Source organism: Cohnella sp. GCM10012308 (assembly GCF_042649185.1).
Taxonomy (GTDB): domain Bacteria; phylum Bacillota; class Bacilli; order Paenibacillales; family Paenibacillaceae; genus Cohnella.
Window position 1 is genome coordinate 102,078 of sequence record NZ_JBHRYU010000030.1, and the last position, 15,006, is coordinate 117,083.

General features: G+C 60.4%; 10 protein-coding genes. 9 read left to right on the plus strand and 1 reads right to left on the minus strand.

Annotated elements, in window-relative coordinates; genetic code table 11:
- The first annotated feature begins 355 nt into the window (after nucleotides 1–355).
- The 8 genes from ACFOTD_RS26105 (at nucleotide 356) to ACFOTD_RS26140 (ending at nucleotide 10,804) form a co-directional block, all read left to right on the plus strand.
- A complete protein-coding gene (locus ACFOTD_RS26105; RefSeq protein ID WP_378122877.1) occupies nucleotides 356–1,717 on the plus strand; it encodes an ABC transporter substrate-binding protein in 1,362 nt (453 codons plus the stop codon).
- 15 nt (nucleotides 1,718–1,732) lie between these two features.
- Complete coding sequence (locus tag ACFOTD_RS26110; protein WP_378122878.1) at nucleotides 1,733–2,662, plus strand: carbohydrate ABC transporter permease; 930 nt, start codon at nucleotides 1,733–1,735, stop codon at nucleotides 2,660–2,662.
- 15 nt (nucleotides 2,663–2,677) lie between these two features.
- On the plus strand, nucleotides 2,678–3,607 hold the full coding sequence (locus tag ACFOTD_RS26115) for a carbohydrate ABC transporter permease (RefSeq protein WP_378122879.1): 930 nt from the start codon (nucleotides 2,678–2,680) through the stop codon (nucleotides 3,605–3,607).
- Between the two features lie 58 nt (nucleotides 3,608–3,665).
- Complete coding sequence (locus ACFOTD_RS26120; RefSeq protein WP_378122880.1) at nucleotides 3,666–4,994, plus strand: 6-phospho-beta-glucosidase; 1,329 nt, start codon at nucleotides 3,666–3,668, stop codon at nucleotides 4,992–4,994.
- A gap of 77 nt (nucleotides 4,995–5,071) precedes the next feature.
- Nucleotides 5,072–5,815 carry a glucosamine-6-phosphate deaminase gene (gene nagB, locus ACFOTD_RS26125; protein WP_378122888.1) on the plus strand — a complete coding sequence of 248 codons (744 nt, stop codon included), beginning with the start codon at nucleotides 5,072–5,074 and terminating at the stop codon, nucleotides 5,813–5,815.
- Between the two features lie 108 nt (nucleotides 5,816–5,923).
- Nucleotides 5,924–7,678 carry an S-layer homology domain-containing protein gene (locus ACFOTD_RS26130; RefSeq protein ID WP_378122881.1) on the plus strand — a complete coding sequence of 585 codons (1,755 nt, stop codon included), beginning with the start codon at nucleotides 5,924–5,926 and terminating at the stop codon, nucleotides 7,676–7,678.
- Between the two features lie 12 nt (nucleotides 7,679–7,690).
- Nucleotides 7,691–10,246: a hypothetical protein gene (locus ACFOTD_RS26135; RefSeq protein WP_378122882.1), complete on the plus strand. Its 2,556-nt coding sequence runs from the start codon at nucleotides 7,691–7,693 to the stop codon at nucleotides 10,244–10,246.
- A 201-nt stretch (nucleotides 10,247–10,447) separates the two neighbouring features.
- Nucleotides 10,448–10,804, plus strand: coding sequence for a DUF1304 domain-containing protein (locus ACFOTD_RS26140; protein ID WP_378122883.1), 357 nt, complete (start codon nucleotides 10,448–10,450; stop codon nucleotides 10,802–10,804).
- Between the two features lie 25 nt (nucleotides 10,805–10,829).
- Here the strand turns inward: ACFOTD_RS26140 and ACFOTD_RS26145 are convergent, their stop codons facing one another.
- Nucleotides 10,830–11,561: a class I SAM-dependent methyltransferase gene (locus ACFOTD_RS26145; protein ID WP_378122884.1), complete on the minus strand. Its 732-nt coding sequence runs from the start codon at nucleotides 11,559–11,561 to the stop codon at nucleotides 10,830–10,832.
- Nucleotides 11,562–11,872: 311 nt separating this feature from the next.
- Between ACFOTD_RS26145 and ppc the strand changes: the two genes are divergently transcribed.
- The gene (ppc, locus tag ACFOTD_RS26150) at nucleotides 11,873–14,665 is read left to right on the plus strand and encodes a phosphoenolpyruvate carboxylase (RefSeq protein WP_378122885.1); all 2,793 of its coding nucleotides are present in this window, start codon (nucleotides 11,873–11,875) and stop codon (nucleotides 14,663–14,665) included.
- Nucleotides 14,666–15,006: the final 341 nt, after the last annotated feature.

Genomic DNA, 15,006 nt, shown 5'->3' on the forward strand with positions numbered 1-15,006 from the left:
ATTTTTTTGTTGATTTCATTGTAAAGATAACGCTTGCTTTCAGCTCAAACTGTCCAATGCACACAAAAATATTTTAGATGATTGACAAAGGTAATAACAAATAATAACATGTACTTAATTCATTATTACCATTGAGGGATGAGGGGATAACGAAGGTACGAATTAACTGACTGAGCAAAGGTTGGAAGAACATCCGATGTTTGCTTGCGCAGCGCTTGGCGGATGCCGCAGCGTGCACGATCAGGAGGGGCGCTCCAGCGGACAGTACAGCTACGGGAAAAAGAAAGCGTTTACCAGAATCAGGTATGTAAACGGTATCATCCACAATGAGTTTCCTATAGGGAGGTCGTACGTTTTGCTAAACAAACATTCCTGGCCCAAGTGGGCCGCACCGGTCCTCTTATCCGCAGCGATGCTGTCGGCCTGCGGCGTGACGCCGACGGCCAAATCGGACGCGTCGCAATCCGCTTCGTCGTCGGCATCCGCCGGCGCTACGGCGGAGATGGATTGGTCCAAGCTTGGAGACGGCTCGCAGAAGGGCAAGAAAATTACCGTACTGATGGTCGACACCGACGGACGCGTCGCCGAGATGGCTAAAAAGTTTACCGAAGAGACCGGCATCGAAGTGAACTTCATGGGCGTCGATTACAACTCGCTCTTCGGCAAGATCACGACGGCCTCGCTGTCCAGCTCCTCCGACATCGACATCATCGAGATGGATACGATCTGGGGCGGCCAGTTTTACGAAGGCAAGATCGCGGCGGACCTGACGAACGTCATGCCCAAGGAGACCCTCGCGAACTACACGCAGTCCTCGGTCGATTCGGTCATCTACAACGGCCACGTGCTCGCCATTCCTTATTACTCCAGCAGCAAGCATCTGTACTGGAACAAGAAGCTGCTCGCCGATGCAGGCTACGACGCGCCGCCGAAGACCTGGGACGAATTCCGCGAGATGTCCAAGAAGCTGACCAAAAACGGCGTCTACGGCTCGGCCTGGTCATGGAAGCAGGCGGAGTCGCTCAACATCGACTTCGACACGATCGTCGCGGCGTTCGGCGGCCAACTGCTGGACGACCAAGGCAAGCTGCACGTCAATTCCGATGAAGCCGTAAAGGCGCTCACGTATATGACGGACCTGCTGCACGTCGACAAGACGGTCGATCCTTCCAGCCTCCAATGGACGGAAGACGACGTGAAGAACGCCTTCTCCGCCGGCAAGATCGCCATGATGATCAATTGGGAAGGCATGTATCCGGACCTGAACAACGCGGATATGTCGCAGGTAGTCGGTCAGACCGACGTCGGCCTGATCCCGGGCGAAGGAAGCGTCGTGTCCACCGCCGTATCCGGCTCCGAAGGCATCGGCATCATGCAGAGCAGCAAGAACAAGCAGGCCGCGCTGGAGTTCGTCAAGTGGATCGGGGAAAAGGGCTTCCAGCTCGACAACTTCAAGGAGATGGGCATCTATCCGTCGCTGAAAAGCCTGTACGAAGATCCCGACATGATCGCAGCCGATTCGACGAAGACGCTGAATCAGATCGTCGAGCAGTTCCAATACGGCTCCAATCGCCCGAACGCGCCGGGCTACGTCGAGTGGGCCGACATTCAATCCAACGAGATTTACAGCGCGCTCGTGAAAAACAAAACGCCGCAGCAGGCGCTGGACGACGCGGCTACCAAGATCGACCAAGCGATACAGCGCGCGGCCAAATAGCAAGGAGGAGCAGGAGTGGCTGAGCCGAACGCGGCACCCAAGAGAAAACGAGCGAAATACACGCCCGCCATGCGACAAGACGCGCTGCTGGCCTATGTGCTGCTGGTGCCGACCATTTACATTCTGTTCCGAATCTTTATCGTACCGATCTTTCAATCGTCGGTATGGAGTCTCTACAAGTACAACCTGATGGACGGTTCTGATCCGAAGCCCGTGGGCTTGGGCAACTATGCAGACATCTTCAAGCTGCAAGACTTCTGGACGTCGATGGGGAACACCGTGTACTTCACGGTTTTCTCCGTCGCGGCCGAGCTTGCGATCGGTTTCTTCGCCGCGCTGCTGCTGAACCACGCGTTCAAGGGCCGGTTGATGTTCAGGGGCATGATCATGATCCCGTGGGCGATGCTGACGCTCGTCAGCGGCCTGCTGTGGAACTGGATCTACCAGCCGGGCTACGGCGCGCTGACGGTCGTGCTGCACAACCTGCATCTGCTGCCGGAATCGTCCAACCCGCTCTGGCTGTCCAGCTCGACGAAGGTCGTCACGTTCTCGGCCATCGCGGACATTTGGAAGATGACGCCGTTCATGACGCTGCTGCTGCTGGCGGGGCTGCAGAGCATTCCGCATTCGCTGTACGAAGCGGCCGTGATCGACGGGGCGGGCTTCTGGAAAAAGCTTCGGCATATTACCGTGCCGCAGCTGCTGCCTACGGCGATCGTCGCGGTCATCCTGCGGATTATCGGCGCATACCGGGTGTACGACATCCTCACGGTATTTACGGGCGACGCCAAAACCTCGACCTCGTACCTTACTTACAACTATGCCTTCCGTTACTTCTATCTTGGCAAGGCGTCGGCGATGGCATGGGTATCCACGCTGCTGATCCTGATCCTCGTCATCGTCTACATGGTGCTGCTCAAGCGCAACCAAGATTCCCACCTTTAAGGAGCCGAGCAACGTATGGAATCGACTAACCACGGCGCCGGCGTCCGGCGCTGGTTCACCAGGCCGCGCGACGGCGATCTGATGCCGCCGTTCTATCTGTGGCTCGGCATCGTATTGCTGACGCTGTTCACGCTGGGACCCTTCGTCTATCTGCTGACCAGCTCGCTCAGCCTGACCCGCGATCTGCTGTCGGGACATTTGCTGCCGCACGCGCCTACCTGGATCAACTACCGGCATCTGCTGGCAGGTCCGGTCGGCAGCGACTTTTTCCACGCGCTTCGCAACAGCTTCACCGTGAGTGCGCTCACGACGGTGCTGACGATCGTCGTCGGTACGCTGGGCGGCTACGCGCTGGCCAGACTCAAGTTTCCGCTGCGCGTCACGCTGCTGTTCATCATTCTGGCGATGCAGCTGCTGCCCTCGATCAGCATCATCGTCCCGCTGTACGTCATGATGCGGGACGGCATCGACTTCAGCATTCCGTTCACCGGCATCGGCTGGCATACGCAGCCGCTGCTCGATACGAACGCGGCGCTCATCGCCGCCAATCTGTCCTTCTCCCTGCCGTATGCGGCCTGGCTGCTGTCGGGCTACCTGCAGGGCGTGTCCAGAGAGCTCGAGGAGGCCGCGTATATCGACGGCTGCGGCAAGCTCGGCACGATGACGCGCATTCTCGTGCCGCTCGCGATGCCCGGCATCGCGGCGACCGCGATCTTCACGTTCCTCAACTGCTGGGACGAATTTATCTACGCCAATGCATTCACCCAGACCGTCGCTTCCAAAACGCTGCCGATCGTCGTACGGGAATTCATCGGCAAGCACAGCATCGATTGGGGCCTCATGACGGCAGGCGGCATCGTCGCCTCGCTGCCGCCGGTGATCATCTCGCTCGTGCTATACCGTTATATCGTGAGCGGCCTGTCGGCCGGCGGCGTCAAGGAATAAAGCGGCGAGGGTCCCATGTCTTACCACGCAAGTCAGCAAGATGAAGGAGCGTAATCGTATGACCAGACAACATCTGAAGGTGGCCGTCATCGGAGGCGGATCCTCCTACACACCTGAATTGATCGACGGCATTTTGCGGTATCACGACGAATTCCCGGTCCGGGAGCTCGTGCTGTCGGACATCGCCGCCGGCGCGGAAAAGCTGGCGATCGTAGCGGATCTGGCCCGCCGCATGATTGAGCGCAGCGGCAAGGAGATCGCGCTGCGCACGACGCTCGACCGCCGGGAGGCGATCGCCGGGGCGGACTTCGTCACGACGCAGCTGAGAGTCGGCATGCTCGAGGCAAGATCGCTCGACGAGAAAATCCCGCTGTCGCACGGCCTGATCGGCCAGGAGACGACGGGGGCCGGCGGTTTCGCCAAGGCGCTGCGGACCGTCCCGGTTATCCTGGACATCTGCCGGGACATGGAGGAGCTGGCGCCGGAAGCTTTTCTCGTCAACTTCACCAATCCGGCGGGGCTCGTCACGGAGGCGGTGCTGAAGCATTCGCGCATTAAGACCGTCGGGCTGTGCAATCTCCCGATCGACACCAAGATGCAGATCGCGGCGCTGTACGGCGTGGAGCCGGAGCGGGTGTTCATCGAGATGGCGGGCATCAACCATTTGCACTGGACGACACGCGTGCTGCTGGACGGCGAGGACGTCACGGATGCGTTCCTGAAAACGCTCGGCTCGGGCAAAGGGCTGACGGTGAAAAACGTACCCGACCTGGAGTGGGACGCGGCGTTCATATCCTCGCTCGGCGCGCTGCCGTGCTCGTATCATCGCTACTATTATATGAAGAACGAAATGCTGGCCGAGCTGGCGTCCGACTTCGAACGCACGGGCAGGACCCGCGCCGATGAGGTCAAGTCGGTGGAAGCCGAGTTGTTCGACATCTACCGCCGCCCCGAGGTGACGGAGAAGCCGAAGCAGCTGGAGAAGAGGGGCGGCGCCTACTACTCGGAGGCCGCGGTGCGGCTCATGAAGTCGATCTACACGGACAAGGGCGACATCCAGGTCGTCAACGTGAGAAACGGCGGCATCGTCTCCTGCCTGCCCGACGACGCCTCGATCGAGGTCAACTGCGTCATCAAGGCGGACGGCGCGCATCCGCTGCAGCTGACGGCGCCGCTGTCTCCGCAAATTCGCGGGCTGCTGCAGCTCATCAAGTCGTATGAGGAGCTGACGATCGAGGCAGCCGTGCACGGCGACCGCCATGCCGCGCTGCAAGCGCTCACGGTTCATCCGCTCGTCGGCGACGCGGCGCTGGCGAAGGCGGTGCTCGCCGACATTCTGGAGGCGAACGCGGCTTATCTGCCGCAGTTCGCGGCGCTGGTGCCTTGAGGCCGGCCGTGAATGCGGCGGACGCGACGGACTTGATGGACGCGGCGGATGCGGAAGCCGGACGGCTCGTGCACGGCGTGCAAGTCGTGGTACTGCCGTCCGCGGCCGAAGCGGAGCAACATGTCGCAGGCCTGTTCGCGGAGCAGCTGCGGCGCAAGCCGGACAGCGTGCTCGGGCTGGCGACCGGAGGGACGCCGGTCGGCGTCTACCGGGCGCTGGTCGCGGCGCATCGCCTGGGCGAAGCGGACTTCGGCAGGGCGCGAACCTTTAACCTGGACGAATATGCGGGCGTGCCGCCGTCGCATCCGCAGAGCTATGCGGCTTATATGAGAACGCATCTGTTCGACCGGGTCAACCTGTCGCCGGACCGGACGCACTTGCCGGAAGGCGACGCCGCGAATGCCGAAGACGCCTGCAGGCTATACGACGCGCTGTATCGCTATTACGGTCCCGCGGATCTTCAACTGCTCGGCATCGGGCTGAACGGCCATATCGGCTTCAACGAGCCGGGGTTCGCTTCCGCGCCGGGCGGCACGCACGTCGTACGTCTGGACGAATCGACCCGTCAAGCCAATGCGCGATTTTTCGGCGAAGACGAGCAGGTGCCCGAATACGCGCTGACGATGAGCGCAGGGCGAATCCTGCAAGCCAGATCGATCGTGCTGCTCGCCACGGGCGCGGCCAAGGCGGCAATCGTCGCCCGGGCGCTCGAAGGGCCGATCGGCACGGATTGTCCGGCGTCGCTGCTGCAGCTGCATCCGGACGCGACGGTCGTGCTTGATCTCGAGGCTGCCGGCGCGCTGGCGCCTGAGAGGGGCTGATCGGCCGGCGGCGCGGCGTCGGAGCGAGCGGGGGAGCAAGGCAAGCGAGCAATGCAAGGGGTTCGAAGCATCAGACTAGTCCAAACGATCAACCGAGGAGGCTCTCAAATGGGCAAAAGGTGGAAGCAAGGAGCAGTGTCGCTGCTGTCGGCATCGGCGCTGATGGCGCTCGGACAAGGCGCGTATGCCGCGACGTCCGCGGAGACGATTCCGGCCTGGGCGTCGGCCGAGATTCAGACATGGCAGGAGCTCGGGCTGCTGAAAGGCGATCAGAACGGACTCGTCCGTCCGAACGGAGCCGTAACGCGCGCTGAACTGGCCGCGATGCTGAACCGCATATACGGATATGAAGCGGGCGGCGCGGCATCGTTCGCGGACGTGCCGGCGCAGGCCTGGTATGCGGCCGATATCGCGAAGGTTGCGGCGGCAGGCATTATGCAGGGCGATGCCGCAGGCAACGCGACGCCGCTGGCCAACGTGACCCGCGAGCAAGCGGCCGTCATGCTGGGCCGGGCGCTGCACCTAAGCGCGGCAACGTCCGCCGGCGCATTCGCCGACGAAGGACAGATCGCCGCCTGGGCGAAGGACGCGGTGCATGCGCTGCAGGAAGCCGGCTACATATCGGGAACGCCTGCGGGCGATTTCCAGCCCAAGAAGAGCCTGACGCGCGCCGAAGCGGTCAAGATGCTGAACGGGGCGATGGGGACGCTGATCGCCGACGGAGCCGCGCACGACGGCGTGAATGGCGGCAATCTGACCGTCAACAAAGCGGGTTCGACGCTGACGGGCTTGAACCTGACGGGCAGCCTATATATCGCGCCGGGCGTCGGCGACGGCGAAGTGACGATCGAAAGTTCGAACGTCGGCGGCACGATTTACGTGCTCGGCGGCGGCGCGCATACGGTCGTGCTGAAAAATACGAAGGCGGCGCGCCTTGTCGTGGACAAGGCATCGGGCGAGATCCGGGTCAAGCTCGAGGGCGACACGAACATCGCTAACGTCGAGTTCGCGTCGGGCGGCGAGTTGGACAACGGTTCTACCCAGCCTGTCGGCGTCGTCGTGATCAAGGCAAAGCCTACTGACACGGTTCACTGGAAGGGCGATGCGAAGGAGCTGACATTCGCATCGGGCCTGACGTTCGAGGGCGCTGCTGGACACATCTCGAAGTTCACGGCAGCCTCCGGCTTGAAGAACGCGAAGATCGCGCTGGCATCCGATTTTGACCTGGATACGCTCACGGCCGACGGCCCTGTACAAGTAACGGGCGAAGGCAAGATCGCGACGGCGGTCATCAACGCGGAAGGCGTCGAGCTGTCGAAGGCGCCGGGCGTGCTGACGCTGAACGCGAAGAGCGCTACGGTCGCCGGCGAGACGAAAACGAGCGGCGGCACGGTCAGCACTGGCAATAACAGCGGCGGCGGCGTAATCGACCTGAGCACGAAGCTGTACAGCTACGAGGAAGCGTCCTCCAAGTTGGGCAGCACGACGGCAGAAGTGCAGGTCAAGCAGTATATCGCGTTCCTGCAGGACCCGACCTACAAGCCAAGCGTAGCCAACTCGGCGACCAAGGTGCCGGATCTGACGAATGCGACGACTTACGTCAATTCTTCCTTTGACGTCAAGCCTTCGATCTTCGCCTCGCTCCGGGGCGTCAACACTTCGGTGCTGGACGCGTCGCGTACGTGGCTGTGGCTCGGAACGAACGACGGCGTAACGCGCGTCCGCCTTACAGACAACGATATGAAGTCTTATACGCTGGCAAGCGGCGATCTAAAGGACGATAAAGTGCTTCTCTTGATCTCGGACGGCAGAACGGGCGTTTACGCAATCACCGCGACCGGCGTATCCCACATCCAACAATAAGGAAGGTGCCCCATGGCGAACAACAAACTCAGCAAATGGGCGACCGGCGCGCTGACCGCGACGCTGGCCGCCGCAATCGCCGTTCCGGCCGCAAGCGCGAACGTCGCGCTTCCCGGCGCGAAGTTCACGCCGGTCCAGCTCCAAGCCGCGGCGACCAAGAACGTTGCTTACTACAAAACGGGCGACGCCTCCATCCCGGCAGATCTCGCATGGACGACCGACACCGACATTCCGTTTCTGCCCGGCGCCGTGACCGGCGACGTCACCGCCGCGTTCAAGGACAAGAACAACGTCTATTGGATCGGCACCAAGACCGGCTTGCAGCGCGTTGACTTCACGGAATCGGACGCGCGTGACATCGTTCAGTACTTCGCGGGTCCGCGTTATCTGTATGGCGGAGACGACAATGTGCTGGCGCTGGCTTCCGACAGCGACGGCGGCGTATGGGCCAAGACCGCGAGCGGCGTCACGCACATCACGATGCCCAAGATGACGCTGCTGGAGCGGACAGCCGTCTACGAGAAGCTTGTTAAGGCCGTCAACGATCGCCGCGGCATGGCTTCGGGCGCCTCGTTCACTTTCTCGGACGGCGCTAACACGAGCATCGATTACAACTCCGCAACCGGAACCTTTACGGGTTCGCCTGCGACCAGCGACAATGACGGCTTGTGGACGACGATGTACGCGATCGGCGAGATTTTCCGCTACCGTACGCTGAAGGACGAGGCGGGCTCGAGCCCGACGACGCAGCAGAAGGCGGATATCGCGGCCGCAAAAGCCGATGCGCTGCGCGCCTCCAAAGCAGTTCTGCTGCTGGACTATGTGTCCGGCCGCGGCAACGGATTTCCCGCTCGCTCCTACATGTTGGTCGACGAAGGGCTCGCCAAAACGACGGACGGCACCGACTACGGCTTCCAGAGCCAAAACGGTCTTTGGTTCCATACGATCGTCGGCGACAACGCCGTCAATCCGAACGCCATCATTCCGAGCATGCAGCAGGCCGGCAAGACGCCGATCGGCTACGGCCTCGTGCGGGTCACCAAGGACGCGGAGAGCAAGAAGGGCGACACGCTGTTCCCTTCCGGCGGCTCGGACGTCATGAATTACAACGGCTTCGGTCTGAGCCAAGAGGCGATCGACGCGCTCAACGCGACTCGTCCGGCAGGACAAAAGCTGGGTATCGACATCAAGACCTCCGTCGCTGAAAATGTCTATCAGGTGCTGCCTGTCATCACCGCGAAGACGAACAATGCAAACGCCGCGGAGGACAAAACGACGACGGCTTCCAACAAGCCGCTGTTCCAGCTGACCGTGCCGGTATATGAGAAGATTCCGAAGTTCTTCAACGATCTGTTCCCGGCCAGCGCCATCGGCAGCGACGGTTATATCGACCAGAATCAGATCGTCTACAAAGCCGACACTTCTTCGGATGAAGTCGACGGCCACTACGCGCTCTTTTTCACCGCTTATCAATATCTGGTAGACGATACGTCCGATCCCGAACTGGCCGAGTTCAAGCGCCTGACCGCAGAGGCGGCCGACCGGATGACGAACCTGATTCTGAAGGACGACCACTACTACATCGAAGACGCGACGGGCAAGTCGACCCAATGGTCGAGATGGCTGTCCAAGTACTTTAACGACAGCTTGTCCGTCATGGAGAAGCAGGCGTTGTGGACGCAGCACATCGGCGTGGACGAGAACGGCGACGACGCGTTGTCCTACGGTTACGAGGACGGTCCGCTCAACGCGCTCGAGATCATGTCCATGCTGAAGACGGCAATTACCGTGACCGCAGAAGCGTATCCGCAGGATCAGGCCAAGTTTAAGGCAGCTTACGATCTGGTGTACGACGGCGATTACAGCAAGGAAGAGCCGTTCGTCAACGGCAAGGGCTTCATCAACATGGCGCTGGACTATCAAGAGCGCAGGCTAGTGCGTCAGGCGAACAATGCTTACGGCATCAACGACAATAATCCCGTTACGTATGAGAAGCCGGGCTACACGGGCGACCGCGAAGACGATTCCAACATCAACGGGACGCTGCACGGCGATTGGACCCAGTACATCAACTACTCGGACGAGGAGCTTGGTTGGTTCCCGGTCTACGAATTGATATTGCAGGAACAGGATCCGGTCCGCAAAGCGCAGATCGTAGCGGCTTACGACCAATGGTACGCAAACGAGAAGCGCGAGGAAAATCCGTTCTACACGTTCCTGTACCAAATGGCGCATCCGGAGGATACGAGCGTCGACCTCGCGTCGGCCGTCCGCTTCCTGTACCGCATGCCGCTGTACCGCATCGAGTTCGCCGCTCAATACGACCGTCAGGACGTCCTCTACATCGAGCCGGGCGACCGCGACAAGTACAAGCAAACGAACTACGCGCTCGCGCCTGACGAACGCAAGATCATCAAGAACAACAACAATCCGTTCGCTCAACTCGACGCGGCGTATACCGTCAATCCGAATTACGATTACAACCACGGCAACATGGACACGTCCGCGGTCTTCACCCTTCCTTACTGGATGGGCCGTTATTTCGGCATCATCAAGGAAGCGAAGTAAACCGTTCGGTTAGGCCAAAACAAGCTTTAAAAGGAGCTGTCCCGGAGGTCATGAAAATGACTGCGGGGCGGCTCTTTTTCTTTTATTTGTCTCATAGCCAGACCGCCATCAATACGAAATAAAACGTTTGGGTTACTTCCATTTGACGCTTGAACGTTATATTCGGTGGTATACTGGAGTCCATTAAAGGGAGGTCTCCATATGTTGGGTCAAATCTTTACGGGCTTGGTCGCGCTGGAGCATGTCTACATTCTGATCCTGGAAATGTTTCTCTGGACGACGCCGCGGGCGATGAAGTCGTTCGGCACGACGCCCGAGACGGCTGCGACGACAAAATCGCTGGCCGCCAACCAGGGGCTGTATAACGGATTTCTGGCGGCCGGTTTATGCTGGGGACTGCTGCACCCGAACGGGCAGACGGGGCAGCAGATCGAAGTGTTTTTTCTGGCGTGCGTGCTGATCGCAGCTCTATTCGGCGGCTTGACGGCCAAGCGGTCGATTCTGCTCGTGCAGGGGCTGCCGGCTTTGATCGCGCTGGCGCTGGTGCTGTGGTCGTAGCGTCAAATCGCTGCCGCGAAACGCGTTAATCGTAGACGCGGTGCCAGACGCCGGCGAACTCGGGCACGATGGGCGAGCCGCTCGCCGCGATCTTGTCCCCCGTCTCGTCGCCGAAGAAGAAGCGGGACAGGCCTTCGGCTTCGGCAGCGTCCGCGAACGTGTAGTCGAACGGGAAGCATTCGTGGGCGAAGCCATGGACGCGCTCGAGCGCATCATAATAGGAAAGCAAGAAATCGGGCGGGTTCGGCGTCGCAAAGCCGGTGCCCATCGTTTCGAAGATCACGACGGTACCGCCGGGCCGCAGCACGCGGCGAATCTCGTTCAGTACGGCGGCGAGCGCGGAACCGTCAGGGTCCACATCTGAAGATGCCGAATAGGCGATGCTCCAGCCCGAGACGACGAGGTCTACGCTGGTGTCTTCGGCAGGAATGTGCAGGTGCGTGCCGACGGCCGTGCGCCAGTTGCCCGCGCCGGACGCCGTCAGCCTGGACGCGGCCACCTCGAGCATGGCGGGCGACAGATCGACCGCCAGCACGCTGCGGGCCAGGGCGGCGAGCGGCACCGTCAGCCGGCCGCTGCCGGCGCCGAGGTCGACGACGTCGAGTCCGGCCAGCGGCCGAATCGCGTCGATGCGAGAGCCGAGCAATGGCTGGGCGGCGATCAACCGGTCGTATTGATCCGCCTGGCTGCGATAGATCTCGTCGTGATCCGGCTCGGACGAGGGCGAGGAAGAGGAAGATGAGGATGAAGAAGTCATAGCGCTAGCCTCCAGGATTACATAATAGGTATATATTACACGCGGTGGGATCCTTCTGGATAGAGGCGTCCGGCAGTTGCGGCGGCGACCGCGAGACCGGCTTGCTTTTATAGTCCGGTGAATGCAAGGAGCCGCATCCGGCGCGGCTTCTTTTATTCGTACGAAGGCCTCGCGGCCCGATTCTCGGCTAACCCGATGCGGGTACATTATTTTTGAGGGCCCGAGCCGAGGGGCAGATTTTATAGATCATTTGTAGTATGATGTTTAGAAGATTGTTTAGTGTCGAAAGTCATGATTTTGAGGTGAATGGGATGACAGAAATGGCCACGGCAAGCCGCTCTTCGACCAACCATTTGCTGCGCCGGGACGTGCGTTTCCTGGGCAACATTCTGGGCGAAGTGCTGGTGCACCAGGGCGGCCGAGAGCTGCTCGACCACGTAGAGAAGATCCGGGAGACGAGCAAGGCGCTGCGCGCCGAATTCGTGCCCGAGCTTTACGAGGAATTCGTCAATACGATTACGGGATTGGAGCCGGGCGTTCGCCATCAGGTAATCCGCGCGTTCGCGATTTATTTCCAGCTCGTCAATATCGCCGAACAGAACCACCGCATCCGCCGCAAGCGCGACTACGAGCGCTCCGCGGGCGAGGCGGTGCAGCCGGGCTCCATCGAGAGCGCGATCTTGGAGCTTAAGGACAAGAACCTGCCGCTGAACGAGGTGCAGGAGCTGCTGTCCGGCATCTCGCTCGAGCTGGTCATGACCGCGCACCCGACCGAAGCGATGCGCCGGGCCGTGCTCGACGTGCACAAGCGCATTGCCAACGAGATGATGGAGCTGGACAATCCGTCCCTCACCTACCGCGAGCGCGAGCGCCTGCGGGAGCAGCTGCGCAACGAGGTGCTCACCCTCTGGCAGACCGACGAGCTGCGCGACCGCAAGCCGACGGTCATCGACGAAGTGCGCAACGGCATGTACTTTTTCCACGAGACGCTCTTCAACGTGCTGCCCGACGTCTATGACGAGCTGGAGCGCTGTCTGGCCAAGTACTATCCGGAGCAAAAGTGGCATGTCCCGACTTACCTCCGCTTCGGTACCTGGATCGGCGGCGACCGCGACGGCAACCCGTCCGTGACGGCCGACATTACCTGGCGCACGCTTAACATGCAGCGCAATCTGGTCATCCACAAGTACGAGACGCTTCTGAAGGCTCTTATGCGCAAAATGAGCTTCAGCACGACCATCGTGAAGGTGAACCCCGAGCTGCTCGAATCGATCGAGCTGGAGCGCGAGGCAGTCGAGCTGCGCACGGTGGAGCGTTGGACCAACGACCATGAGCCTTACCGCATCAAGATCACGTACATGATCCAGAAGCTGCAGAACATGCGCGAAGAGAAATTCAAGGGAACTTCCCAGCGTTATCATCAAGTGTCGGAGTTTATCGCGGACCTGCAGCTGATCGACCGCAGCCTGCGCCATCATTATGCGGACTTCGTCGCCGATACGCATCTCAAAAAATTGATCCGCCAGGTCGAGCTGTTCGGCTTCTATCTGGCTGCTCTGGATGTGCGTCAGCACTCCCAGGAGCACGAGAACGCGATGACCGAGGTGCTGGCGAAGGCGGGCGTCACGGACAAGTACAACGAGCTCGGCGAGGAAGAAAAGATCGAGCTGCTGCACGGTCTGCTGTCGGATTCCCGGCCGCTACTGCACGCCACGGCTTCCTTAAGCGAAGGCGCCAAGGAGTGCCTGGAGGTATACCGGACGATCCATCGCGCGCAAGAGGAGTTCGGCGAGGGCTGCATCACGACGTACCTGATCAGCATGACCCGCGGGGCGAGCGATCTGCTTGAGGTCATGGTGTTCGCGAAGGAAGCGGGCCTCGTGCGCCGCACGCCGGAGGGCAAGCTCGTCAGCTCGATTCAGTCGGCTCCGCTCTTTGAGACGATCGACGACCTGCACGCCGCGCCGGAGATTATGAAGACTCTGTTCGACCTGCCCGTGTACCGCGAAGCTGTCGCAGCGCGCGGCGACATGCACGAGATCATGCTCGGCTACTCCGACAGCAACAAGGACGGCGGCATGGTCACGGCGAACTGGGAGCTGCGCGTCGCGCTGAACAAGATCACCGAGACGGCGGGCGACTACGGCGTCAAGCTGAAGTTCTTCCACGGACGCGGCGGCGCGCTCGGTCGCGGCGGCATGCCGCTGAACCGCAGCATTCTCGCCCAACCGCCGCACACGATCGGCGCCGGCATCAAGATCACGGAGCAAGGCGAAGTGCTGACGTCCCGTTATTCGATGGAAGGCATCGCGTACCGCAGCCTCGAGCAGGCGACGAGCGCGCTGGTGAAGGCCGCGTATCTGGCGAAGCATCCTACGCTCGACCAGACGGCCGACGCGCATTGGGAGGAGATCCTCCCGTCCATCTCGGAGACGGCGCAGACCAAGTACCAGGACCTGATCTTCCGCGATCCGGGCTTCATGACCTTCTTCAAGGAATCGACGCCGCTGTCCGAGGTCGGCGAGCTCAACATCGGCTCACGTCCGTCCAAGCGCAAGAACAGCGAGCGCTTCGAGGATCTGCGCGCGATTCCGTGGGTGTTCGCCTGGACGCAGAGCCGTTACCTGCTGCCTGCGTGGTATGCGGCCGGCACCGCGTTCGAGAAATACGTCGACGGCGATCCCGCCAAGCTTGAGACGCTGCGCCGGATGTACCGCGACTACTCGTTCTTTGCGACGCTCGTCGACAATCTGCAGATGGCGCTGGCCAAGGCGGATCTGCTGATCGCGCAGCAATACGCGGATATGATCAAGGACGACGAGATCCGCACGCGGATTTTCACCCTCGTTCAAGAGGAGTACGACCTTACCAAGCGCATCCTGCTTGAGATTACCGGTCAGGAAGAGATTCTGGACAACGTACCGGTCATCCAGGAGTCGATCCGCCTGCGCAATCCGTACGTCGATCCCCTCAGCTACCTCCAGGTTCAACTGCTGAGCGAGCTCAGACAGCACCGGGAACAGGGCGAGGACGACACGGAGCTGCTTCGCGAGGTGCTGCTCACGATCAACGGCATTGCCGCCGGCCTCCGCAATACGGGCTGATCGGCAGATATATAAGAAGCGGGCCCGGGCGTATGCCCGGGTTCTTTTATTTTATTTTGGCAGATAAGAAATTTTAAATTGGGCGGCAATTTGCGGAAAGGCAAGCGCGTTTTTGGCGTAACGGGACTTACGGATGCTGGGACGGGCTCCCAAATAACTGCAATTGTACATGTATTCTCTGCCGACTCACGCTGCTTGATAAAATACCTGAAAATTCTCCTAGGCCCCCTAATCAAATTGGAGTCCCTCCCTACAATGTTTTAAACTAGGGATAAGGGAGATGAGCGGGATGGGAAAAAGGTTAAAGGAAGAAACACGGCTTAGAATTGTTAAGGAAGCAT